This window comes from Lachnospiraceae bacterium JLR.KK002 (assembly GCA_036941025.1).
Classification (GTDB): Bacteria; Bacillota; Clostridia; order Lachnospirales; family Lachnospiraceae; genus Petralouisia.
The window spans coordinates 2,675,335-2,698,696 of the sequence record JAYMNP010000001.1; the positions used below are offsets into that span (position 1 = coordinate 2,675,335).

At 56.2% G+C, this 23,362-nt stretch carries 29 protein-coding genes and 1 pseudogene; all 30 read right to left on the minus strand.

Annotated elements, in window-relative coordinates; genetic code table 11:
* Nucleotides 1-630, minus strand: a complete 630-nt coding sequence (locus tag VSQ32_13070; GenBank protein MEH2943766.1) for a major tail protein — start codon at nucleotides 628-630, stop codon at nucleotides 1-3.
* Nucleotides 614-952 (minus strand): hypothetical protein, encoded by a 339-nt coding sequence (locus VSQ32_13075; protein ID MEH2943767.1) that lies wholly within the window; start codon nucleotides 950-952, stop codon nucleotides 614-616. The genes VSQ32_13070 and VSQ32_13075 overlap by 17 nt, the downstream gene beginning before the upstream one ends.
* Before the next feature lie 3 nt (nucleotides 953-955).
* Nucleotides 956-1,336, minus strand: coding sequence for an HK97 gp10 family phage protein (locus VSQ32_13080; GenBank protein MEH2943768.1), 381 nt, complete (start codon nucleotides 1,334-1,336; stop codon nucleotides 956-958).
* 2 nt (nucleotides 1,337-1,338) lie between these two features.
* Nucleotides 1,339-1,680, minus strand: coding sequence for a phage head closure protein (locus VSQ32_13085; protein ID MEH2943769.1), 342 nt, complete (start codon nucleotides 1,678-1,680; stop codon nucleotides 1,339-1,341).
* Entirely contained in the window at nucleotides 1,680-1,955 is a 276-nt protein-coding gene (locus VSQ32_13090; GenBank protein MEH2943770.1) for a head-tail connector protein, read from the minus strand. The genes VSQ32_13085 and VSQ32_13090 overlap by 1 nt, the downstream gene beginning before the upstream one ends.
* 20 nt (nucleotides 1,956-1,975) lie before the next feature.
* On the minus strand, nucleotides 1,976-3,196 hold the full coding sequence (locus tag VSQ32_13095; GenBank protein ID MEH2943771.1) for a phage major capsid protein: 1,221 nt from the start codon (nucleotides 3,194-3,196) through the stop codon (nucleotides 1,976-1,978).
* A gap of 16 nt (nucleotides 3,197-3,212) precedes the next feature.
* Nucleotides 3,213-4,046 (minus strand): head maturation protease, ClpP-related, encoded by an 834-nt coding sequence (locus VSQ32_13100; protein MEH2943772.1) that lies wholly within the window; start codon nucleotides 4,044-4,046, stop codon nucleotides 3,213-3,215.
* Complete coding sequence (locus VSQ32_13105) at nucleotides 3,937-5,292, minus strand: phage portal protein (protein ID MEH2943773.1); 1,356 nt, start codon at nucleotides 5,290-5,292, stop codon at nucleotides 3,937-3,939. Before VSQ32_13105 ends, VSQ32_13100 begins: the two co-directional genes overlap by 110 nt.
* Before the next feature lie 85 nt (nucleotides 5,293-5,377).
* Complete coding sequence (locus VSQ32_13110) at nucleotides 5,378-5,677, minus strand: hypothetical protein (GenBank protein ID MEH2943774.1); 300 nt, start codon at nucleotides 5,675-5,677, stop codon at nucleotides 5,378-5,380.
* A 94-nt stretch (nucleotides 5,678-5,771) separates the two neighbouring features.
* Nucleotides 5,772-7,373: a terminase TerL endonuclease subunit gene (locus VSQ32_13115; protein MEH2943775.1), complete on the minus strand. Its 1,602-nt coding sequence runs from the start codon at nucleotides 7,371-7,373 to the stop codon at nucleotides 5,772-5,774.
* 120 nt (nucleotides 7,374-7,493) lie between these two features.
* Nucleotides 7,494-7,688, minus strand: a complete 195-nt coding sequence (locus VSQ32_13120; GenBank protein MEH2943776.1) for a hypothetical protein — start codon at nucleotides 7,686-7,688, stop codon at nucleotides 7,494-7,496.
* A gap of 126 nt (nucleotides 7,689-7,814) precedes the next feature.
* A complete protein-coding gene (locus VSQ32_13125; protein ID MEH2943777.1) occupies nucleotides 7,815-8,195 on the minus strand; it encodes a hypothetical protein in 381 nt (126 codons plus the stop codon).
* 33 nt (nucleotides 8,196-8,228) lie between these two features.
* Nucleotides 8,229-8,438, minus strand: a complete 210-nt coding sequence (locus VSQ32_13130) for a hypothetical protein (GenBank protein ID MEH2943778.1) — start codon at nucleotides 8,436-8,438, stop codon at nucleotides 8,229-8,231.
* 259 nt (nucleotides 8,439-8,697) lie between these two features.
* Nucleotides 8,698-9,114 (minus strand): annotated as a pseudogene (locus VSQ32_13135) (gamma-glutamylcyclotransferase family protein).
* A 116-nt stretch (nucleotides 9,115-9,230) separates the two neighbouring features.
* Nucleotides 9,231-10,178 (minus strand): amidoligase family protein, encoded by a 948-nt coding sequence (locus VSQ32_13140; GenBank protein MEH2943779.1) that lies wholly within the window; start codon nucleotides 10,176-10,178, stop codon nucleotides 9,231-9,233.
* A gap of 128 nt (nucleotides 10,179-10,306) precedes the next feature.
* Nucleotides 10,307-10,528 (minus strand): DUF4314 domain-containing protein, encoded by a 222-nt coding sequence (locus VSQ32_13145; GenBank protein MEH2943780.1) that lies wholly within the window; start codon nucleotides 10,526-10,528, stop codon nucleotides 10,307-10,309.
* Nucleotides 10,512-11,387, minus strand: coding sequence for a virulence protein (locus tag VSQ32_13150; GenBank protein ID MEH2943781.1), 876 nt, complete (start codon nucleotides 11,385-11,387; stop codon nucleotides 10,512-10,514). Before VSQ32_13150 ends, VSQ32_13145 begins: the two co-directional genes overlap by 17 nt.
* Nucleotides 11,388-11,469: 82 nt before the next feature.
* Nucleotides 11,470-13,728 carry a DNA cytosine methyltransferase gene (locus tag VSQ32_13155; protein ID MEH2943782.1) on the minus strand — a complete coding sequence of 753 codons (2,259 nt, stop codon included), beginning with the start codon at nucleotides 13,726-13,728 and terminating at the stop codon, nucleotides 11,470-11,472.
* Entirely contained in the window at nucleotides 13,725-14,981 is a 1,257-nt protein-coding gene (locus tag VSQ32_13160) for a site-specific DNA-methyltransferase (protein ID MEH2943783.1), read from the minus strand. Before VSQ32_13160 ends, VSQ32_13155 begins: the two co-directional genes overlap by 4 nt.
* A gap of 6 nt (nucleotides 14,982-14,987) precedes the next feature.
* On the minus strand, nucleotides 14,988-15,521 hold the full coding sequence (locus VSQ32_13165; protein ID MEH2943784.1) for a P27 family phage terminase small subunit: 534 nt from the start codon (nucleotides 15,519-15,521) through the stop codon (nucleotides 14,988-14,990).
* A 193-nt stretch (nucleotides 15,522-15,714) separates the two neighbouring features.
* Complete coding sequence (locus VSQ32_13170; GenBank protein MEH2943785.1) at nucleotides 15,715-16,584, minus strand: HNH endonuclease; 870 nt, start codon at nucleotides 16,582-16,584, stop codon at nucleotides 15,715-15,717.
* An 11-nt stretch (nucleotides 16,585-16,595) separates the two neighbouring features.
* Nucleotides 16,596-16,955, minus strand: coding sequence for an HNH endonuclease (locus VSQ32_13175; protein ID MEH2943786.1), 360 nt, complete (start codon nucleotides 16,953-16,955; stop codon nucleotides 16,596-16,598).
* Between the two features lie 135 nt (nucleotides 16,956-17,090).
* A complete protein-coding gene (locus VSQ32_13180) occupies nucleotides 17,091-17,540 on the minus strand; it encodes a hypothetical protein (protein ID MEH2943787.1) in 450 nt (149 codons plus the stop codon).
* A gap of 74 nt (nucleotides 17,541-17,614) precedes the next feature.
* Nucleotides 17,615-18,979, minus strand: coding sequence for a DEAD/DEAH box helicase (locus tag VSQ32_13185; protein ID MEH2943788.1), 1,365 nt, complete (start codon nucleotides 18,977-18,979; stop codon nucleotides 17,615-17,617).
* On the minus strand, nucleotides 18,960-19,262 hold the full coding sequence (locus VSQ32_13190) for a VRR-NUC domain-containing protein (protein MEH2943789.1): 303 nt from the start codon (nucleotides 19,260-19,262) through the stop codon (nucleotides 18,960-18,962). The genes VSQ32_13185 and VSQ32_13190 overlap by 20 nt, the downstream gene beginning before the upstream one ends.
* Before the next feature lie 230 nt (nucleotides 19,263-19,492).
* Nucleotides 19,493-21,826, minus strand: a complete 2,334-nt coding sequence (locus VSQ32_13195; protein ID MEH2943790.1) for a virulence-associated E family protein — start codon at nucleotides 21,824-21,826, stop codon at nucleotides 19,493-19,495.
* Entirely contained in the window at nucleotides 21,819-22,460 is a 642-nt protein-coding gene (locus VSQ32_13200; protein MEH2943791.1) for a hypothetical protein, read from the minus strand. The genes VSQ32_13195 and VSQ32_13200 overlap by 8 nt, the downstream gene beginning before the upstream one ends.
* Complete coding sequence (locus tag VSQ32_13205; GenBank protein ID MEH2943792.1) at nucleotides 22,460-22,888, minus strand: DUF4406 domain-containing protein; 429 nt, start codon at nucleotides 22,886-22,888, stop codon at nucleotides 22,460-22,462. The genes VSQ32_13200 and VSQ32_13205 overlap by 1 nt, the downstream gene beginning before the upstream one ends.
* Nucleotides 22,869-23,057, minus strand: a complete 189-nt coding sequence (locus VSQ32_13210) for a hypothetical protein (protein ID MEH2943793.1) — start codon at nucleotides 23,055-23,057, stop codon at nucleotides 22,869-22,871. Before VSQ32_13210 ends, VSQ32_13205 begins: the two co-directional genes overlap by 20 nt.
* Nucleotides 23,050-23,346, minus strand: a complete 297-nt coding sequence (locus VSQ32_13215) for a hypothetical protein (GenBank protein ID MEH2943794.1) — start codon at nucleotides 23,344-23,346, stop codon at nucleotides 23,050-23,052. The genes VSQ32_13210 and VSQ32_13215 overlap by 8 nt, the downstream gene beginning before the upstream one ends.
* Between the last annotated feature and the right edge of the window lie 16 nt (nucleotides 23,347-23,362).

Genomic DNA, 23,362 nt, shown 5'->3' on the forward strand with positions numbered 1-23,362 from the left:
TTATCCCTCCCCTTCCGTATCAGTTGTGCCGCCATTTTCTGTACCACCGCCGGAAGTGCCTCCTAATGCCGCATCCGGCAGGTACACGCTCTTGTACCAGTTCTGGTAGACCTCGTCCGTAGTGCTGTCCCCGGTCTTTGCCTTCACATAGCCGCTCGCCAGGGGCGCCGCCGTGATGGACAGAGTCTCGGTCTGCACCTCGATCTCGTCCTCGTTGGTCTGGGACTCGATGGTCGGGCGGGCCGCCGAGCAGTTGTACAGCACATGGCGGATTTTCCGCACATCGCCGTCAAACTCGAACAGCAGGGCGAAGTTCTCCGTTTCCGCATTGGCGTTCTCTAAAAGCACCTTGTTCTCATCCAGGGCCTCCTTCAGCACGTCGGTGCGGAAGCTCTCCGGCACCATGGCAAGCTCCAGGTCTCCCTCATAGCCCATGTTGTTGCTGACGGTATAATAAGCGTACCCGTCTGCATAAAAATTGCTCGGCTCGCCGTTGGGGTCCAGGGAAAGGGAAACGGCGCCGAGCATCGCAACGGGCGTGCCGAAGGACACCTCCCCGTCCACCCCCAGCGTCAGCAGCGCATAATGCACGTTGCAGATGTTGAATTTCACTTTATTCTTCTTCGGCATCGTAAACCACCTCCATGTCAAACTGGTAGAGGACCTCGTACAGCTTCTCGCTGGCAATCCAGACCTCCGACTTGTTGTAGAAGATGCGCCGCTTATCCAGCGCGTCCTCCAGTTTCTTCTCCACCGACGGGTCCTTGGTGTCGGTGTACAGTTCTATCTTCACGCCGCTTGCCTTGAAGTACACCATGCCGTCAGCGGCGAAGTTATCGCTCTGCGGCAGGAGGTAACAGATAAACGGCGGCTCCGGCGACTCGCCCTCCGCAAAATGGTCATAGGCGAAGGGGATGCCGGTTTCCTTTAAAAGTGCCAGTAATGTTTTCAAAGCCTATCCCTCCAATGCTTTCTGTATCTCTTTTTCAAGCTGCTCTATGCCGGCCTGCTCCGCCGCCGCGATATGCGGCTTTGCCGGGACGCGCCCGCCGCCCCGCTTGGCGTGGCCGTGTTCCAAAAGGTGCGTCAGTTGGTAGCGGTTTTTAGAATGCACCGTCACTTCCAGTGAATTGGACGTTTCCTTTGTGGTCTTCACCGCCCATGACTTTGCATACTTCCCGGTGTCTTTCGGCGCGTTGGCTTCAATGTCCTTGCGCACCGCAGTCCCGGCTTTCTTCACCGCCTTTTTCACATCCTCCGTGGCAAGGTCCGCATATTCGGTCAGCCCCTTCATGATCTCCTCTGCCATCCGGTCGATAGATACACCATTCGCCATCGTCACCGCCTCGCTTTCCTGCATTTGAATTTGATGCATTTCTTTTTATAATTCATGTGGTCGATGGCGAGGATGTCATACAGCTCCCCGCCAAAAACCACCCGGTACCCCGTGGAATCAACCGCAGACGCTTTCCTGCACCAGCGGACAGTAAACGAAACATCCGATTCATCCGCCACGGTTCCGGCCACGTCCGTTTCACTGGTCTGCTTCCCGGCCTCACCGCTTACTGTAGCATGGCAGGAATAATAATCTGCCCATGTGTTTGTGTGGTTGCCGATGCCGTCCACCTCCACGGCATTCTTCTGAAAGGTGATGCGGACATTCAAAAGGGAAACCTCCATCAGAACGCCTCCTTCCGGCTGCCGGAAAGAAGCGCACGGAGCGTCAGCATCATGGCATGGTGGTCGGCATCCTCCCGGTGTTCATACAAATAGGCGACCGTATACTGTACTGCTATCTCTGCATTTTCCACTGCGTAAAATTCCTGCGTGTCATCCATCCTCGCCACACCCATGCAGATTTTTTCCGATGCCCTGACCATACTTTCAATCAGGGCATCATCATCGTCATAATCCACACGGAGGTAGTTCTTCATTTCTTCCAGCGTCACCGCCATGCCTGCAGCGCCCCCTTTCATTAACCTGCGGATGCGGCCTTCTGCACCAGCACCTTCACTGCCTCCGCAAGGATCATCTTCCCGTCCACACGCTGTGAAGCGAGGAATCCCACCTGCCCGGTGGCTGCAAACAGCTCATTCAGGCGCTTGAAGCTGCGCCCCTGCCTGTCGGCAATCCAATAGTAGCTGAAATCACCGAAAGCGATGGTCTTTGCTCCCGCGGCAATGGCCGGCATATAGGCAGAAGTCTTGATGGGACGGCCCAGGATCATGTCCGGCGCCCCTGCCGTCAGGGAAGGCTGCCATAAATACTGCCCGTTATTGTCCTTCAGCTTGCGGATGGCCTTGATGGTGGAATCATTCAGCACCCACACGGATTTCTTGCGGTACGGGGATTTCAGCGAGTAATATAAATCCATCAGCTCATCCGCAGTCACTGCCGTGGCGGACGCGGCGGTCACGCCCGTTTCCGCACCGCCAGTGGCCGCAAGCACCCCTAACGGCTTTCCCTTGCCGTCCCCCGTGAAGAACGCCTCCTCTTCCTTCGCCCCGATCCTGCGGGCGAACTCGCGGGAAATATAGGACTGCAGGTCAAACACGCTGTCGTTCAACAGCTCCTCGGAAACCTTGATCATGGTGCCGAGCTTATACGCCCCGATGGAAACCTGCCCGAAGGAGTCGTCGCTCTCCGGGAACGCACCCTCCTCGTCAATCCACGATGCCGTACCCTTGGACGCAACAACAGGAATCTTCCGGTCGCCGCTGGAAGTCTTGATGACCTTTGCCATCTGCCGGAAGATGTTCTCCTCCTCCAATGCCTCCACCAGAGTCCTTTCATATTCATCCGGTACCAGGTAGCCGCCCTCGGAATCCGTGCCGATCTGCAGGGCGTTGGTGACTGCGGGCATCGGTACCTTGGAGCGCATGGCGTTCCAGAAGTTCTTCCTGTAATCGTCGGAGGCGCGCCCGGTCTTATCCTCCCCATCGTCCGCGTCCGCCCTGCCGCCCGGCTTTCCCGTGAGGGGCTTATTCACTGGGCGGTTCAGCTCCGCATCCAGGGCCTCCTGCCGCTCCAGCCTTGCGATCTCTTTCCCAAGGTCTGTGATCTCCTGCTCCATCTTCGTGTATGCGGCGTCATCCTCTGCGGAAAGGACTCCGTTTTCCTTCCTGTGGGAATCTAAGAATGCCTTTGCCGCCTCCCATGCTTTTGCGCGCTTCTCGCGCAGTTCAAGAATCGTCATAATGAAATCCTCCTTCTTATCGTTTCAATAAATTAAGCCGCTCCATGAGTGCGTCCACGGAACGGCCGGTTTCTGCATCCGGCGCAAGGATTTCTGCCTGCGCCTGGATATCCGCTTTCGGTTTTTCCCCGCCATATTTGGCGGCCAGTTTATTCAAAAGGGCGTTGTTTGCCGCCCTGCGGGAAAACAGCATGGAGCTTGAAGCCGGAGGGAATTTCTTTTCATCTTCCTCATCCTCTTCGGAACTGTCCCCTTCGCCCTCCTCCGGCTCCTTTTCCGGCTCCGCCTTTGCCCGCGCCATGATCTCATCCGCAAAGCCAAGCTCTACTGCCTTATTTGCATCCATCCACGTTTCCGCATCCATCAGATGCGACAGCTTCGGGCGGGAAAGCCCCGTCTTTAACACATAAGCATTGATGATGGACTCCTTCACTTCGGCAAGCATATCAATGGCCTTCTGCATCTCGGCATGGTCGCCCCAGGCGATGGTGGCGGGATTGTGAATCATAAGCATGGATACCGGGGACACCAGGACGGTGTCGCCTGCCATGGCAATGACGGATGCCGCCGAAGCAGCGATGCCATCAATCTTTACGGTTACCTTGCCTTTGTAGTTGGAGAGCATATTGTAAATCTGTGCCGCCGCCACGCAGTCGCCGCCCGGCGAGTTGATCCACACGGTAATGTCCCCGCTCCCGGCATTCAGCTCATCCTTGAAAAGCTGCGGCGTGACGTCATCGTCAAACCAGCTTTCCTCTGCGATGGTGCCGTTCAGTTCCAGTATCCGCTCTGTCACTTCCGGTTCCTGGTTCTTCGCCTTCCTCCAGTTCCAGAACTTCTTCGTTTTCATTGGATTCCTCCTTCCCTTTTTGGTACGCCGCCCCTGACATCGAAAGCGGCATCATGTTTCCGTTGATAAGATATAAGTCGCCTCCCAATTCCTCCGGGATGCGGTCAAGGTTCTCCAGCTCCCGGATGTCATTTGCGGACATCCACCCGTTCTGCCGACCTACGGCGTACCCGTTCATGCGGCTCTGGTAGTCGCCCCGGAGCAGGCCGTCCACATTGAACTTCATGAAATACTGCTTCTTCTCCTCCGGTGTCAGCAAAGACCGCGCCATAGACTGCTCCCATCTCGACACCCACGGGTCGAGGGTATATTTCACAAACTCTAATGACTGCTGTTCAATGTTGGAGAAGCTGCTCTTTTCCAGGTCACCCACCATGTGCGGCGGCACACGGAAAATCCTCGCAATTTCATTGATCTGGAACTTCCTTGTTTCCAAAAACTGCGCCTGTTCCGGGGAAATGGAAATCGGAGTGTACTTCATCCCCTCTTCGAGTACGGCCACCTTGTTTGCATTGTGGCTGCCGCCGAAGGTGGACTGCCAGCTCTCCCGCACCCTTGACGGGTCTTTCAGCGTCCCCGGATGCTCCAGCACGCCGCTCGGCTGCGCCCCGTTAGCGAAGAACTTCGCCCCGTATTCCTCGCAGGCAATCGCCATGCCGATGGCGTTCTTTGCCATGGCGATGGGGGAATAGCCAACCAGACCGTCAAAGCCGAGTCCGGGGATATGCAGCACCTCCGACGGCGGCAGGATGACCGTGCTGCCCTTCACGGTCGGCGCGTCATCCATGCTCACCGTGTATTCATAATAAAGCTGCCCTTTGCTGTCACGCTCCACATTCATCCGGTCCGGCATCAGCGGATATAATGCAATGACCTCACCCTTGCCGTTGCGGATGATCTGTGAATAGGCGTTCCCCCAGAGGAGCAGGTGCGTCATCAGCGTTTCCCGGAACACGAAGGAAGTCATCTCCGGGTTCGGCTCATCATGGAGTAAAAAATACAGCGGGTGTTCCGCCGCTTTCTCCTTCCCGCTGTTATCCGTATAGCGGTACATATGCAGCGGCAGCCCCGCCACCGCTTCTGAAAGTATCCGGACGCAGGAGTACACTGCCGTCATCTGCATGGAAGAACGCTCATTGACACGCTTCCCGCTCGTGCTGCCGCCCATAAAAAAACTGTAGGCGCTGCCGGAAGTCCTGTTCTGTGGTGCGTCCCTCGCCCTGAACAATCCACTGAATAATCCCATAGGAACCACGCTCCCTTCCAAAAGACAGACAGCAGAAAGGCACCGCCAAAGCGATGCCCGTCTGCTGCCTGTGTTATGTGTTTTTTTATTTATTATCTTCCCTGATCTGCTTTATCAGCCTGTCAAGACTCACCCCATCCCGGAATCCTGCACGGTAGTAGTATTCGTTTTCCCGCGTGGCTTCCGAGTTTGTCACATCCTCACACAGCTCCATCATTGCCCTCTGCTCTGCGCTTAACTGCTGGAACAGCAGCTCGTGTGCCTGGTCTGCTTTTTCCGCTTCCGCCGCCTGCTTCTCCGTAAGGGGGTATTCCTTTTTAAAGGTATCATGATGCATCCCCATCCGTTCCGAAATGATAAGCTCAAGGAAATCCTTATCTTCCATCCTTCCACCTCCTTCGCCAGACAGCATAAAGGAATGTGGAAAAAATATCCATACAAGGAACCGACAAAGATAATGTGTACAGACTGGTGAAAAGTCAAAAAACAAGCAGCCCCCGGCTGTCATAGACGGAGGCCCCTGCATCGTTCCCACAGCGGATTGCCCGGTCAAGCCCCATGATCGTGGCCACCGCCCCGTCAATCTTCTCCGTGGACTTTTCTTTATCTGCCTTAATATTGCCTGCCGGGTCGGTGCGGATGAAGATGTTGTCCATCATCCACCGGAGAACCGGATGCCCGCCGTGGGCAATCATCTGCTCCAGCACCAGCTTCATCAGCTCCTTGGTGGGCGGGGACATATCCTTGAAGCCCTGGCCGAATGGAACCACCGTGAAGCCCATCCCCTCCAGGTTCTGCACCATCTGCACCGCGCCCCACCGGTCAAAAGCAATCTCCCGGATATTGAAACGCTCCCCAAGCCGCTCAATGTATTTCTCAATAAAGCCGTAATGCACCACGTTCCCCTCCGTGGTCATCAGTTTTCCCTGCCGCTCCCACACATCGTAGGGGACATGGTCGCGCCGGACACGCAGCTCCAGCGTTTCCTCCGGCACCCAGAAATATGGGAGGATGCAGTATTTGTCCTCCTCATCCAGCGGCGGGAACACCAGGACGAACGCCGTGATGTCCGTGGTGGAGGACAAGTCCAGCCCTCCGTAGCACACGCGCCCCTCCAGGCCGTCCTCCGAAACCGGGAAGGCGCAGGCGTCCCATTTATCCATGGGCATCCACCGCACCGCCTGTTTCACCCACTGGTTTAAGCGGAGCTGCCGGAAACTGTTCTCCTCCCCCGGATTCTGCTTTGCCGACTCGCAGGCGGCCTCCACCTTGTCAATCCCCACTGTGATATTCAAAGAGGGGTTCGCTTTCTTCCACACCTTGGGGTCCGTCCAGTCGTCCGCCTCATCCGCGCCGTAGATCACCGGATAAAATGTAGGGTCGATCTTCCGCCCCTCTAAGATATCCTTTGCCTTCTGGTGCGTTTCGTAGCAGATGGAATGGGTGTCCGTCCCCGCCGTGGTGATGAGGAAATACAGCGGCTGCATCCGGGCGTCGCCGGAACCCTTGGTCATGACGTCAAATAATTTCCGGTTCGGCTGCGTGTGCAGCTCGTCGAACACCACGCCGTGGATGTTGAAGCCGTGCTTGGAATACGCCTCCGCCGAAAGCACCTGGTAGAAGGAATTGGTGGGCGTGTAGATGATCCGCTTCTGCGAGGCGAGTATCTTCACCCGCTTATTCAGGGCGGGACACATCCGCACCATGTCCGCCGCCACGTCAAAGACGATGGTGGCCTGCTGCCGGTCGGCGGCGCACCCATACACCTCCGCCCGTTCCTCCCCGTCCCCGCAGGTCAAAAGCAGCGCCACGGCCGCCGCCAGCTCCGACTTGCCCTGCTTCTTCGGAATCTCCACATAGGCCGTGTTGAACTGGCGGTATCCGTTAGGCTTTAACGTGCCGAAAATGTCACGGATGATCTGCTCCTGCCAGTCGATCAGTTCAAAAGGCTTCCCCGCCCATGTCCCCTTGGTGTGGCAGAGGCTCTCAATGAACATCACGGCAAAATCGGCGGCATCCTTATCATAGCGGCTGTCCTTTGCCTTGAATTTTGTCGGCTTATACTTTTTCAGTTTCCGCATTGCCATCGGCATCACCTCCAGAAGATGGCATCAAAAATGGCCTGCCAGCAGCAAGCCGTAATCTATCAGTACAAGACACAGAGCCTTGCGGCTCCGCTCTTGGAATGTCCAGTTTTAATTTCAGAAAAGTGCGTCAATCTTATCGTACTCGGCCTTAAGCCTCGTGTATTCCTGCGCTATGCACTGCCTCCTGAATCCGTTTTTGCAGGCTTTCCCCTCTTTCCAAAGGCGGTCAAGCTCCGCTTTCCGTTTCGTCAGTACCTCAATTCCGTTTCCTTTCTGTGCATCTCTCAAATCCCTTTCAAATCTTGTCATGCCTTTCTCCTCCGCTTTCTGTGTTTTCCCTTTCGGTAGTACACATATTCGCTCTTTCTGCGGATAATAGCAAGCGGATTTTGAACATATACTGCGCAAATATCTGCAGGAGAAATTGTGTAGTTTTCAATGGTTAGGGATGTGTTTCCCGTCCTCTATCCAGTCAACCAGGACGATGATCTCCCCTTCGGTTTCCATCCGTTCAAGCTCCGCCACATCGTCCATGTCCCAATTGACCGGGTACACCCCGCAGAATTCCACAATGCAGTCGATCTCGCCCGTCTCAATCCAGTCCCGGTTCAGGTTCCATGCTCCGCAGACTGTATCCACATGGCCGTGGCTGACATGGTTCTTATCAAGGATGCCCTCGATTTTCTTAATGGTTTCATCCTTGTAAAGGTCGGTATCTTTCGGGACGGTGATGTAAAACATACACTTTGTTGCAGCCTCGCCCCGTTCCCTCCTTGCGTCAATCCACTCCTGGATGACCTCTGTCCTTTTTTCCATAGCTGTACGCTCCTTCCTTTGCCTTTATAATTTTCATCCCCTGCCGTAGCATCTGTGGATGGCCTCAAGAATCTGTTCCTGCTCCTTCCCGTCCACCCCGATGCTCTCCAGCGCCTCCCTGGTGCCGCAGTCCGGGCAGAGCGGCGTTTTGCCGTCCGCCCGTGAAACTGCCGGCCTCCCGTGGTAGGTCTGCCCGCATCGTGGGCAGACCGAAATCCTCGCAATATTATCTGTTTCTTTCATCGCTGTTTCCTCCTGCGTCCTTATTTTCCTGCCGTGGGGCAAGCGCCTCCTCCTTGCTGCGGAACATCCTCCCTACGGATGCGTGGTAACGGCTGCCCCTGCTGTTCTGGAGCCAGAAATATTTCCCATCGAACCCCAGCACGGTGTAATTGCCCGTGTAGCCGTTCTTCCGGTTGGTCACCATGAAGCAGGCATCCCCGGTTTTCCACCCGCCGGGAAATTCCTCCCTGCTGTCGGCATACGCCTGTTCCAGGAATGCCTCGTCAAACCCGAAGCTCTGGTATCCCTGCCTGCAGGTCTCCATATAGAATTCGCTCGGCAGCCCAAGCGGGCGGTCCTCATGCATGATGTAGACGAAAACCTTCCGTAGCCGCACCTTTCCGGTTTTGATGCCCTTTAGGGGCAGCTCCATCTCCTTTTTGTAATAAAAGGACGGGAAACCCTCGTAGCGGTCCAGGGCCGCCTCATCCTCCTCCGTCACCGCCCAGGCCGCCACGGGTACGCTTGCGCCCTCCTGCGGCTCGATGGTGAGGTAGGAGCCGGTCCTGCTTCCCTTGAACAGCAGCCGGTAGCCCTCAATCACAGAAGTGCCGATAATCCTCGCCCCAGGGCATCGCATCCGCATCTGCCGGATGTTTAAGTTTGAGCCGTAAGCAATGTAGTATCTTTTTTCCATCTTGAAATCCATCCTTTCCGAAGGGGGCACCCTTCTACCACCTTAAGACCGCCGGAGCGGTCAACTGCCGTTTCCGCGGCAGGCAAGGTGGCAGGAGGCTACCTCCCGCGTTCCCTTCAAGCAGCCCTTCCGTTGCGGAAGGATGCGTCCCCTGCAAGCCTCCTTGTAAGGATGTCCCTTGCGGTCTTGAATTCGTCCCCGATGAAGCCGAGCCGGAGGAGCCATGTCCGCATGGCGTATTTCGGGTTCTCATTCTGCTGCGGCTTCGGGCTTGCCGTCTTTACTTCCTTCGCCATCTGGCTGAGTGCGAGGCAGAGCTGGATGTAGCTCTTGAGCTGCCCTGCGTGGAGGCCGCCCCTGCGCCCGTCGCCCGGCTCGTCAAATTGGAAGAGGCGGAATTCCACCGTTCCCTTGGTGAATGTCGCATGGTAGTTCAGCATATGGTAGCGGCTGTCGTTGTAGTGCTGGTCCCTGCCGTAGCTTGCGCCGTGGCTTGTGTACCAGATGTCCGCAAGGGCCGCCATCGTGGAAGGTTTCTTCCTGTTGACCTGCTCCAAAAACCGCGGGTCGACCGTGCGGCAGTAGCGGTTCATCCTCCACCGGTCAAGGTTTAAGGCATCCGCAATCAGGCTCTCATGGCCTGCCATGATGTTGGCGAGGTTTCTGAGGCTCTGCGGTGTGTGGCCCTTTGCCCCGATGTGGATGTGTACCCCGCAGCCCCGGCCCGCGTCGCTCTTCGCTCCGGCGTGTCTGAGCTGCCGGATGAGCTCCTGCAGGGTTTCGATGTCTCCGTAGGTAAGGATCGGCGTCACCAGTTCGCACTTTTCGCTGTCCGGCCCCGCAATGCTCACATCCTTCTGGAATTTCCACTCCCTGCCCTGCGCGTCCCATGCGGAGTAGGTTTCGTAGCCGTTCCTGCGCGCCGTGTATTCGTGCCTGCCCGTTCCGAAGAACTTAGCGGCAACCCTCGCTGCCTTGTCTCTTGCGATGCTGTTCATCTCCACCTCAACCCCGATGGTCTGCTTTTTCATTTCCTCAACCTGCCTTGCCAACTTTGCGTTCATGCTGTTTTCCTCCGTTTTCTTTGTGTGTTTTCCCTTTCGGTAGTACACATATTCGCTCTAAAAGGGGATAATAGCAAGTTAATTCGAGGCATATATTACACAATGTTTTCCGCAGTTTTTTGTGTATTTTATTGCAGTTTCCGGCAGGCATCCTCCCCGTAAATTACATGGAGGCTGCTTCCATTGTCCCATGCGACCATGACGCTCGCCGTGTCATCCACGCCCGTCACGGTTCCTCTCGTCCCAATGGGCGGGGCCTGCACATCATCCATCCGCACAAGCTCCACCCGTGTGCCTGCAGGGTACTCCCTGCGGACACGCTCCACTGTCTCCCTATTCGGAAATCCCATCTGCTGCACCTCCCATCCCTGCATTGACCTGCTGTATCAGTATCTCATCAAGCAGTTCCTCTGTCAGTTCCGGATGTTCTCCGGCATCCACCCGCATGGCAGGATTGACTGGCTCCGGCCGGAGTGTTTCACTTTTTGGCTCGCCGTTCTTAAAAGCCGAGCTGCCGGAGAGGTTCTTCAGCAGGATTTTCCGTTCCACCTTGTATTCCGCCCCGATGAAGCCGAGCCGGAGCAGGAAGCACCGGAATGCGTACTTTTCGTTGTCCGCAGGCTTTTCCTTTGCCGTGATGCGCTTCTGGTTCCTTGCCATGTCGCAGATGGCGGCAATGAAATGGGTGTAGGCTTTCACCGATTCGCTGTCCTGCCCCTCCGCAAACCATGGGAAGGAAACCTTCTCCCCGTCCGTTTCAATCGGGAGGCTGTCAACCGCCAGCGCCTTTTTAATCAGGCTCCCTTTGGCATCCACCAGCTTCCGCAGGTTCTCCAGCGCGGCATCCGTGAAGGAATCCCTCGGCATTGCCACCGTAAGCCCCAGATCTGCCCCCTGTGCCTCCGTTTCCGGCTCCTCCGCTTTGTTTTCCGCATCCGCGCTTTCTTCTGCCGTGCCGCCTTCCTGCGCCGTTTTTGCCGGGGCTGCGACAATCCCTCTTTCCGCAAGCCGCTCCAGCAGGTTCTCTATTTCCTCACTGTCCGCCCGGTCGTCAAACTCCACCGCGCCGGTCTTGTCGATGTGGAAGTAATCCACCTGGTAAGCCGCTGTCGGCATTCCGAGGTATTTCGGCTTTACCTCTAAAATCTCCCCCATTGCCTGCACCAGCGCCTTCCGCTCTGCCCCTGTCCTGTTGAATTCAAACCTCATTTTTTTGTACCTCCTTCGTTTTTCGGTACTACATTAATCACTCTGAACGGCAGGAATAGCAAGCAGTATGTGAGAAAAAATGTCACAATAAAAAGTCCGGGAACTGTGCGTAATACACAATGCCCGAAAGCACGAAATAGACATTCGGCAGTGCCACGCCGTTGCCCCACATCTTATATTCAGCGGAATCCGAATGGGGGTCTTTCAGCCATTTGATGATCTGCTTATCGGTCTTCGGCTTGGTGGAAGTCCCCGCAATCTTACGGTGGGTCTCAAAGACCTCCCGCCAGAAGGCAAGGTCATCCTCCGTTGGCTTTTCCGTCCCAAGGCCGCTGCACCACCAGTCCGGGAAGCCCTGCAGCCTCGCACACTCCGTCGGCGTCAGCCTGCGGACGATATACTCCGGCTCCATGATATGGTAGTCCCCGCTGAACGCCTCCTGGTTGCCGAGCCACTGCTTGGAGCCCATGCTTGCGGAAAGTGTGCCGAACACCTCCTTGCCGGATGCAGTCTGCACATCGTTGATGACGGGCGGGTCCTTATAATCCGTAGCCACCAGCGTGTTCGCCAGTTCTTTCTCCGCCCGTGTGAAATGGGAATTCTTGCTCGTGCAGTAGGTCGGCTGTGCCACGGCGTGGCGGTCCGTTGCATCTAGCGTGAAAGAAATATCCTCATTGATGCCGCTGCCCTGTGGCCCGTTCTTATCTTCCCGCCCGATCATAGAACCTTGCAGGACAAAGGTCTGCATCTGCATATTCCGGGTGGCCATCAGCGCCCCGGACTTTCCCTGCAGGTCGATGACCTCGTCCCTCTGGTTGATGTGGAATGCCGACATCCCCTCCGGCTCCACCACAGCAATACCACCCTGGTTGCAGGACGGATTCCCGCCGTTCCCATCCAGCGTCCGGGAGGTTTCCGCCTCATAGAATCCGCTGTGCGGGTTATCCGACTTCATGGCATTGCTGTCCTTGGAACAGATGCCGTATGCCTGCACCACCAGCTCATTGCAGCGGCTTTCCCCCACATCAAAGGTGTTCAGCGTATTTGCCACCTTCCCGTCCTTCCATGTGGGCGCATCCCCTTTGTAATGGGCGCGGTATCCCTTGCAGAACGGCACGAACACCGTCTGGTCGTTATTGCAGGAGAGCGTCGCCGATTTGTCGTCCTGGATGATCGGGCCTTTCCCGCCGCCCTCGCAGCCGGAACGGATTTTCATCGTCTTGGGTGTGTCCGGCTCCACCACGAACGGCTGGTTATTGCCGCCCATCCCATAAGTGGCATTGACCGTGGGCGCAGTGTCCAGCGGCCCCGTGTATCTCGTGTCCTGCGAGTGGTTCTCATAGAGCGCCACCGCAGCCGGAACCGTCCCTGCACGGAGCGTTGGCGAGGTTTCCTCCCCATACCCGATTCCCCGCGCCTGTGCGGAATGCTCCGTGCAGAAGCCAGCCGATTCCAGCACACACGGAGGATGGTGCGCCTCTGCCCGCAAAGTGCAGGTCACGTCATCCGTCACATCCATCCTCTGCCCGCCCTGGTCATTTAAGCAGATGCCGCCTGCCGCTCCAATGCAATCCGCAGCACCTCCGGCAGTTCCTTGCCACGCACGGAAGCCCTCCGCAGAATACCCAGACACGCCTTCGGACTCAAATAATATCTTTCCGGCACTCCCGCCTGCAAAATCTGCGACAAGGTAGATTCGTTTCCTTCGCTGGGGGATTCCCCAAAATTGGGCGTCAAGCACCCGCCATGCAAGGGAAAATCCGTCCCCCATGACAGTTCCTGCGTTTGCCCATTTCCCCTTCGGAGGTCCAGGTACAGAAATACCTTCGTCCTTGACGGAGCAGACCGCTTCGAGGACTGCCTTGAAGTCCTCCCCTTTGTTGGAGGAGAAAGCGCCGGGGACATTCTCCCATACGATAAACCTTGGGTATTTTCCATCTGTTGCACACCTCATTTCTTTTACGATTCTGATTGCCTGGTAGAACAGGCAGGACTGCCGCCCGTCTAGCCCCGCCCGCTTGCCGGCCACCGACATATCGGTGCAGGGTGAGCCGAAGGTGATGATGTCCACCGGGGCAATCTCTGCGCCATCCACCGCAGAAATATCGCCCAGGTGCTTCACGGAGGGCAGCCGCTTCGTGGTCACCCGGATGGGGAACGGCTCAATTTCTGATGCCCATAAAGGCGTGATCCCTGCAAGCAGCCCGCCGAGCGGGAATCCCCCTGAACCATCGAACAGGCTTCCGAGGGTCAGTCCGGAATCCGCAGTCTGCGGATTCGGTGTGTCTCCGCCGCCAGTGCCGGACTCCCTACTATGGATATATATAGCGTCCGCATTCATTCCGCTTCCACCTCCTTTACCAGCTCTGAGTACGGGATTTTCTCCCCGCCGCGCACGACATTCACGTTTTCTGAATCCCCGGTATCCTCCACATACCTCCGCAGGATGACGGATGCATACTTTTCATCCAGCTCCATCATGTGGCAGATACGGTTTGTCTGCTCACACGCCATCATGGTGGAGCCGCTCCCTCCGAAAGTGTCCAGCACGATGGCGTTCTCCTGGGAGGAATTGCTGATCGGATAGCCGAGCAGGTCGAGCGGCTTGGAGGTCGGGTGGTTCTTATTCCGCTTCGGTTTGTCATAATTCCAGATGGTCGTCTGCTTCCGGTCGGAGTACCACGGGTGCTTCCCGTTCTTTAGAAATCCGTACAGCACAGGCTCGTGCTGCCACTGGTAATCCGAGCGCCCAAGCACCAGCGAATTCTTTACCCATATGCACACCCCCGCAAGATGGAACCCGGCATCCACAAAGGCTTTCCTGAAATTCAGCCCCTCCGTGTCCGCATGGAACACATAGGCAGCGCCGCCCTTCTCCAGATGCTCCGCCATGTTCTGGAAGGAATTGTACAGAAAAGTGTAGAACTCCCCGTTCTCCATGCTGTCGTTCTGGATGGAAAGCCCGCTGCCGCTTTTGAATGCGACATTATAAGGCGGGTCCGTCACGATGAGGTTCGCCTTCTTCCCATCCATGAGTGCCGCCACATCCTCCGCGCTGGTGGCGTCCCCGCACAGCAGCCTGTGCCTGCCCACCGTCCAGATGTCGCCCCGCTCCACGAATGCTGCTTTCTCCAAGGCTGCGGAAAGGTCGAAATCATCGTCTTTCACATCTTTTTCCCCGTCCCCGGCAAAAAGGTCTGCGATCTCATCCGCACCGAAGCCCGTAAGGGATACATCAAAATCCGCACCCTGCAGACTTTCAATCTCGATGCGGAGCAGCTCCTCATCCCATCCCGCGTCAAGAGCCATGCGGTTGTCCGCAAGGATGTAGGCTTTCTTCTGCGCCTCCGTCAGATAGTCCACAAACACACACGGAACCTCTGTAATCCCTTCCTCTTTTGCGGCGGCAATCCTGCCATGCCCCGCGATGACATTAAAATCCCGGTCGATGATGACCGGGTTGATGAAGCCGAACTCCCGCAGGGATGAGCGGAGCTTCGCAAGCTGCTCCGGCGAGTGCGTCCGCGCGTTATTCACATACGGCACCAGTTTCCCCAAAGGGATGAGCTGCATCTCTGTTGTCGTCTTTCCCATTTTCCTCTACACTCCTTTCCTTGCGCGGAGCAGCCGCTCCATCACGTCATCCTGGGGCGTGTTCCCCGAAAACTCCACCGAACAGTTCTCCTTCACGATCTGGTAAATCTGCATCCAGCAGTAATTGGTCTGCTTCATGTAGGACTGGCTCATGGAAACGTAAGGGGAAGCGATGGCTGCACCCGTGGTCGGGTGCTTCGCAAGGAAGCCCGTGGAAGACACGATCTCCTCACACTGAATCCACCGGGACACGCTCATGGCGTACTGCTCCACCATCTGCACGGTGACCAGCTTCTCACAGCCCCTCGCCTTCAGCCAGACATAGGTTTCCTGATACACTTCCTCCGCCACCAGCTCCCGCCCGCTTTTCTGCGGGGACTTGAGGAAGTCCTTCACGGGCGGCACATCCACGCCCTCCAGCTCGGCCGGCTCCATCATGACCGCCGCCGTCTTCCCCTCGCTGATTTTCTCCGTGAGCGCCTTTGGCTTGCGCCCCGCCCCCGGCCTTGCACCGCCGCGCCCGCTGCCGTCTTTTGCCACCGTTTTCACCCCGTTTCTTTGATTTCGTTTGAAAAAATGCTGCGGAAATCAAACGCCGCAGCACCTAAAAAGCCTTTATTTCACGGAAATCCCACACGGGTTAATCCCCCGTTTGATTTCCGGTCTTTGTGCGTGACACCCCACGCCCGTTCCCCGGCACACAGGCTGTAGAGATGAATGGGGCCCTGGCGGGTTACTCCGCCATAAGCTCTGCGTATGCTTCGAACTTCGCTCCCCAATAGTTGTTTTCCATGGATTTCTTCGTCCAATCTATTGAGAATCCCGAAACCTCCTGCCTTTTCAATGAGTTGCAGATGCGGTGGGCAAGCTGACAGTTTGCGAAAGAATGTTCCCCGCCAGCAGACAGCGGTATGATGTGGTCAATCGTTCCATCCCAATTATCATCTACGTTCTTGACTGGATGGACTGGAAGCCCGCAAATCTGGCAGATGCCACCATCGCGCGTATAGATGTCATCATACGGAACTTCTTCAACAAATACCTCCGATATCTGCTTTTTCCGCCTTTCCTTACACCCTGCCATATATTCTTTGTGGCGTTCTGTCATGTGTTCCCTGCGGCGCTCGCTTTTATCTGCACAACTTTGGCAACAAAAAACAGAGTGCGTATCCCCACACTCTGTCGTAAATGGTGTATTGCATTCTTTGCAGATAATTGTTTTAGGCTTGTAGCTGGCTGCCCACTGCTTGCGTTTTAATCTTAAGTTACCCTCATAACTGCATTCCTTTGAACAATAAACTTGGTTTGCATATTCTGTTTCAAAAGTGTTTCCGCAGCAAGTACACTTACGGCTGTAAACCCGTTTTTCTTTTGGCGGATGCAGCTCTTTTAAAGCAGCTTTCCGGCAGTCCTCCCCGCAGTATTTCATACGGAATGCGTTCTCACGCCAGAACGGTTTTCCGCAATACTGGCAGTTATAATAATGCTTCATCGATTCGTGCCCTTTAATATTCCCGCACTTGGAAGAACAGCACTGCTGCGAACTCTTTCGGGGAATAAAAGATTTACCACAAACAACACATATCTTTGCTTCTCTACCCATAAGATACACTCCTAACGCTTATTCCACCTGTCGCCGCGCTCCGCATGAATCCTTGCATGGCACGGCTGGCACAGCGACACGAGGTTCTCCTCGTCATGCGTCCCGCCCTCTGCCAATGGCAGCTTATGGTGTACTTCCTCCACCGGCCGCAGCAGTCCTTTCTTCTGGCACTCCTCACAGAACGGGTGCTTCGCAGCGTAGCGGTCACGGATACGCTTCCACGCCCTCCCATACCTACGGCGTACAGCCGGGTCACGGTCGTACTTCTCGTAGCGGCGGTTCTCCTGCTTCCCATGCTCCTCACAGAACCTCCCTTCCGTCAGCTTCGGGCATCCGGGGAAGGAACACGGCCTCTTCGGTTTCCTTGGCATTGCTCTCACCTCCCTTGGGCATAAAGAAAGCCCCCGCAGGATTCCAATGCTCCTGCGAAGGCCCTCTTGACATTTTTTCATGCTATCAGCATACTACGTCCAAAAGCAAATGTCATGCCCGCAAAGTGGACACTTTTATTTCCCGTACAGCATGACGGACAATTTTGACAGCGCCCGGTTCTTCCTGCGGTATGCCGAATTCCTCTCAATCTGGAAACGCTCGCAGACGGCGTTGACTGCCGGCCCGTTCCCGCCCATGTAGAAGCATTCCAGAACGTAACGGTCATCTTCTGTAAGCTGCTCCCATGCCGGCCCAAACCATGCCATGAATTCCACCGCCTCCCGGTACCGCTCTTTCAGCACATCGATCTCCTCAATGCCCTTGACTATCCTGTCCTCCGCCGCATGGGGATTGTGCGTGTGTGGCATACCGTCAGGCTGCGGGCTGCTGATGCCTCCCATCTTCTGGTATGCCGCCTTGATCTCATCGTCCGTGTGGCTGATGATGAATTCCATCCTCCCGTAATCCCTCAGTGCATTGGCGGTTGCGCCCCTTTTGTCTAAATACTGCCATATGATTCCCATAGCTGATGCCTCCTGTTAAATATTTTTATTTCTCCCGGATTGGCATGGATTGTCATTGATTTTCATGGATTGGCTTATAAATCTAAATCTGCCTTCACCGCATCGATCAGTGCGGCCTGCGTGGTGTCCTTTTCGGAAAGAGCTTTCATGATCCGCTCGTCTATGGTGCCTTTCGTGATGATGTGCTGCACCACCACGGTTTCTGATTGCTGCCCCTGCCGCCACAGCCTCGCCACCGTCTGCTGGTATAATTCCAGTGACCAGGTAAGGCCGAACCACACCAGCGTGTTCCCTCCGCCCTGCAGGTTCAGGCCGTGTCCTGCGGATGCCGGGTGGATCAGCGCCACCGGGATTTCCCCGGCATTCCATTTCCGGATGCTGCTGTCGGTGTCCAGCCGGGAACATGGGATTTTCAGTTTGTACAGTCGTTCCGTGATGCGTTCCAGGTCATGCCGGAACCAGTATGCCACAAGCACCGGCTTGCCGTTTGCCGCCTCGATGATGTCCTCCAGTGCGTCCAGCTTCCGCTCATGGATGGCGACCGTCTCCCCGGCATCCGTGTAGACTGCGCCGTTTGCCATCTGCGACAGTTTCCCGGAAAGGGATGCGGCATTGGCGGCTGTGATGTCGCCGTCCGGAAGCTGAAGGACGAGGTCTTTCTTCAAATCCGCATAGTGCGAATCCTCTTTCTCAGAAAGATACACCGTGTATCTGGAATTTATCAGTTCCGGCATCTGCAGGTGGTCGGCGGACTTCATGGAAATGGTGATGTCGGATATTTTGCCGTATATCTGTTTCTCCGCCCCCGGCAGCGGCTTGTAAGAAAACACCACCTGCCCGTTCTGCTTATCCGGCCGGAAGTAAGAAGTGCGGTACTGCCCGATGAACCTGCCAAGCCGCTCCCCCATGTCCAGCAGCCGGAACTCCGCCCACAAGTCCATGAGGCCGTTGCTGCTCGGCGTTCCTGTCAGCCCCACGATGCGTTTCACCTTTGGCCGTACTTTCATCAGTGCCTTGAAACGCTTCGTCTGGTGGTTCTTGAAGGATGACAGCTCATCGATCACCACCATGTCGAAATCAAAGGGTATACCGCTCTCAGTAATCAGCCACTGCACGTTCTCACGGTTGATGACGTAAATGTCCGCCTGTTTCCGGAGTGCCGACAGCCTTTCACTTTCCGTCCCGACCGCCACGCTGTATTTCAGTCCCTTCAGATGATCCCATTTTTCAATTTCTGCAGGCCACGTATGCCTTGACACCCTTAGTGGCCCGATAACGATAATCTTATGAACCTTGAAGCTGTCAAACAAAAGGTCATTAAGTGCGGTCAGCGTGATGCTCGTTTTTCCAAGTCCCATGTCCAAAAGGACTGCCGCCACGGGGTGTGTCTCAATATAGCTGATGGCGTACTGCTGGTAATCATGTGGCTCGTATCTCATCAATCATCCCTCCAATCTCTGATATTATTTTTTCAATCTGCCCCTCGCCATCCAGCACATACACCCTGAACCCAAGTTCCCGCAGCAGCCTGTGGCGTGCCGCCTGGAGCGGCCTCGGTTTCTGCCCCGGCGCTTTCAGTTCCACGAAGGCGATCCTGCCATGCGGCAGGAGCAGCAGTCTGTCCGGCATCCCGGCAAAGCCAGGGGATGTAAACTTGGGGCAGATGCCGCCGCATTTCCTGGCTTCCTGCACCAGCTTCTGCTCAATCTGTTTTTCACGCATTCCGTATTCCTTTCTGGACAAAAGGATGGACAACAGCCCGATTTTTTCTATACGCGCGCATATACACATATACACACGCCCATTTCTATATTTTCTTTTATTTTTTCTCAATAGGTTTTGTCTTGTCCTCTTGTCCCAATGTTGTTATTTTCCTTGATATACCGCCGCCCCTTTACAGGACGAGCGGCAGGACACTTATTCGGACGGCTGCCGCCTGTGCCATGGTGTGTTCAGGACAGCTTCCGCTTGTACCCCCGCTGCCGTCCATAGAGCGGGTACGTTGTCCGCTCCGCTTTCTCCCACCCCTCGATCTTGCGCATGATGGCGGCAATGGCATAGGAATCCGCGGGCTTCATGGAGGAGCCGTCCCTGCCGAAGCACTCGCACCATATCTCCATATTGCAGGCATACATACGCTGTACCGTGCCGTCTTTTCTGCTGACGCCGAAGTCGGAATCGCTCAGATAGCTCCGCCGTTCAAAGAGGGACATCTCCGCCCATTTCTCCGGGAGCAGGGTTTCCAGGTACTCCCGCACCAGCCCCTCGCGCTCATCCGTTTCCAGGGCGTCCGCCTGTTCCGCTACGGCGATCTCCGCATCCTGGCCTTCCAGATAGAGCTTCTCCCCTTTCTGGTACAGCACGAGCGTTTCTGCCCATATCTGCGCCACATCCTCTTTAGTGAGCTGCCACGGCTTCTTCCTGGAATTGCCGGACACGCGCACCGGCCAGAAGCGGCGGTTGCCCGTGATGTCGCGCAGGAAGCCCGTCTCCGCATTCGTGGTGCCTACAATGACGCACTGCCTCGGATGGCTCTCCACATTGACGCCATAGGACGCGCGGTACTTGTCGTCCACACGGCTGATGAAGGACTTCACGGTCTCGATGTCAGCCTTCCTCATGCCCGCCAGCTCGCCCAGCTCCAGTATCCAGTACCCCTGCAGCTTCTCCGGGCCGGATTTGTCCTTCATGTCCGTCAGCGTCAGGCTGTCGGAGAACCATTCCCCGGCGAGCTTCGCATAAAAGGTGGACTTCCCGATGCCCTGCGGGCCATTCAGGATCGGGACGCTGTCAAACTTCGTCCCTGGACGGTATACCCTTGCGATGGCCGCCGCCATCGACTTTCGGCTGACCGCCCTTGTGTAGCTGTTATCCGCGGCGCCGAAATAATCAACCAGCAGGGTGTCCACGCGGGGGATGCCGTCCCATTCCGGCAGGCCCTCCAGATAATCCCGGATGGGGTGGTATGCCCGCTCCGCCGCCACCGCTACCACGGCGTCCTTCGTCTTGGTCGGGGAATAGATGCCGTAGTTCCTGGAGAGGTACACCTTGAGCGCCGCCGCATCAGAATCACTCCAGCCGCCCTTGATCTGCTCCCATGGCAGTCCCTCCCTTGCGTCAATCCCGTCCCGGTGGCAGTTAAAGGCAATGCCCCGCAGTTCCTCATCGTTCTGGATGATCAGGACGATATTGTCCAGCGTGTCTTTTATGCCGCCTTTCCGGTCAAGCTCCAGGCTTTTCCTCCAGTCCTCCCTGTCTGCGAATTCCTCTCCGGCCTGCCTGCGCCGCTCCTCCAGCGCCTCCAGCTTCACGCTGTCCACGGTCAGCGCAAAATCGCACATTGCCTTGAAGGATGCTTTGTCATCAAGTTCACCGAATTTGTGGATGCGTACAAGGTCAAAGGCATTGCAGAGCTTCAGATAGGCAGGGTCTTTTGCATGGTGGCTGTAGGCGAATTTCCCGCCCTCCTTGATCTCCACGCCAGCCATGCTGCTGGACTCGGTCAGATGGTAGCGGTCTTCCTTATCCGTAGGCTCATACACATCCTGCAGGAAAGCGTCTATGGCAAGGCTTATGGGGAAGAACACCCGGTTGAACAGCCCCACCACTCCCTCTTTTTCAAGCGGGTCCTGCACCTTCTGTATGCTGATGGAATTTGCCCGGCTCTCCCTTGAGGATGTAGGGAGCCTTGTCGGGTCCTTCCACTCCGGGTGCGCCGACAGGATTTCATCCGGGTCAAGCCATGCGCCGCCCGCCTCCTTATAGACGAACTCGCCGTTGGAAGGCGTACTCGGCCAGTACATGAGCTGGTTAGGCTGGTAGGAGCATTCGTCAAAATAATCCATGCCAAGCCCCTGCGCAAGATACCGCGCCACCGCCACATATTCTTCTGGGGACACGTCCCTTGCCAGCGGGAACACAAGGCGCACCCTCGGTTCGTCCGCCGTATGGCTGTGGGTGCTGTAAAGCACGGAGGCATACGGCACGGTCTTTTCATAACCCGCCAGAAACTCCGGGTCGATGCGGTCGCCGTCCAGGGCCACCATGGAACGGGACTCCACCGTGTCGATCTTCCGCCTGCCGCCCTTTAACACTCCTGCAACAAAGCCGCCATGGTCTTTTGCCGCATCCTTTTTCGATTTCGGGAAACGGGCATATTCCTCCGCTGATTCCGGTGTGCGGATTGTCGTTTTCAGGCGTTCTTTCAATTCCCCAAACCGTATGGTCTTGTTCGACCACTGCTTTGCGCTGCGGCTGTTCCCATATGCAATACTCAACTCACGCATAGCGCGCCCTCCTTACTTTTGGCGTTTCCCCATGTTCAAACCGCGCCTGCCTTGCAAGGCGGTATGCCCGCTCCGTTGCCCTGCAGTCTATGAAACGCCGATTGTATTCTTCCGCCTGTCCGAACAGCTCCAGATATCCCTCACGGTTGACGCAAGGGAAAGCCGTGCAGTCCATACCGTCAACCGTGCCGGAATGGAACGCCCGCGCTTCCCACGGAAACGGCCTGCCGCTTTCCGCATCTACCCATGACCGCATCCTGTCCAGCGTTGTCCCTGGCGGAATGTCCCCCAAAACTAAAACAGGCGTATCCGATATGGCAGGCAGCCCATCCGCAAGCCCGGCTTTATAGAATGCCAGTATCTTTTCAGAATCTGCCTGCGTCATCTGCCCCTTCACTTCAACATAAAGGCTGCGTATTTCCGAAAACTCACTGCCGGAGCCATAGCCACCAAGCTGCACCCTTTTGAGCAGGAAATCCGGCAGGTAATGAATCCCGTTCCCAAGGTCATACCCTTCCGGCTCATATTCCCAATCCACACCGCAGGCATCAAAGAACACCGCCCACCTTGCCTCCAGCCGGGACCGGAATAAATACCCCTTGTATTCTGTCTGTATAGCTTTCATTTCCCCCATCAGCCTCTAACCTCCTCGCAGTTTTCTGTGAAATAGCGGATTGGCATACCCCGCTTTTCCGCTTTCTCAATCTCCGCCGCCATCCCCGTGGATATGGTGCCGCCGAACACCCATAGCTGCTCGCATTTCCCCAAAAGCACCATCCCCATGAACATACCGATTGCCCGCTCCGCAGGCTTCCCGTCATCCAGGAACTGCGGAAACAAAAGGTGCGGGGCGAACGGGATCGCGCCGTTCTCCACCGCAAACCTGCTGTACCACCTCGCCTTCTGCGTGTTCCCTGACCTGTCCCCGGCAAACGGGGAGCATATATAGACAAGCGGCCGGTATGCCCGCTTCGCCGCCTTTTCCTCCTTCTGGATTCCCGATAACGCCGCATGGCTCGTCGGGTCGCTGTATCCCTCGCTGTTATATCTGCTGATTCCCATCAACCATACCTCCATTCTGCCTGCGCTGTTCTTTCCGGACCGTGTCCGCAGGCTTGTAAAACGGGCAGTCCCTCCCGCCAAAGTCATTGTCCTTTAAGCAGGTGCAGACGCCGCCCCTGTTTGCGAAACAGTCGCCGTGTGTCCTGCATTCCGGCATCACATCAGTCATCTTTTTTCCCTCCTGAAATCAATCTGATATTCCCCGCCATCCTTTTACGGAGGACTTCCGTTTTGTTGAACTGCGCCCTCCAGTGCCTCCGCTCCGGGGTATCCGCAGGAAGCGCCTCCTCTATTTCTTTGTACATTTTGCATAGTGCCGCATACCCGTCTGCCATTTCCCGCAGCTCCGAAAGCAGCTCCGCCCTCGTTTCATCAGAGCAGTATGAATTGATGAGCCTCGCGGCTTTCCTTGCCGCCGGCATCTTGCAGGGGAAGAACGCCTCCACGTTCAGCTCCATATATCCGTCCCGTATT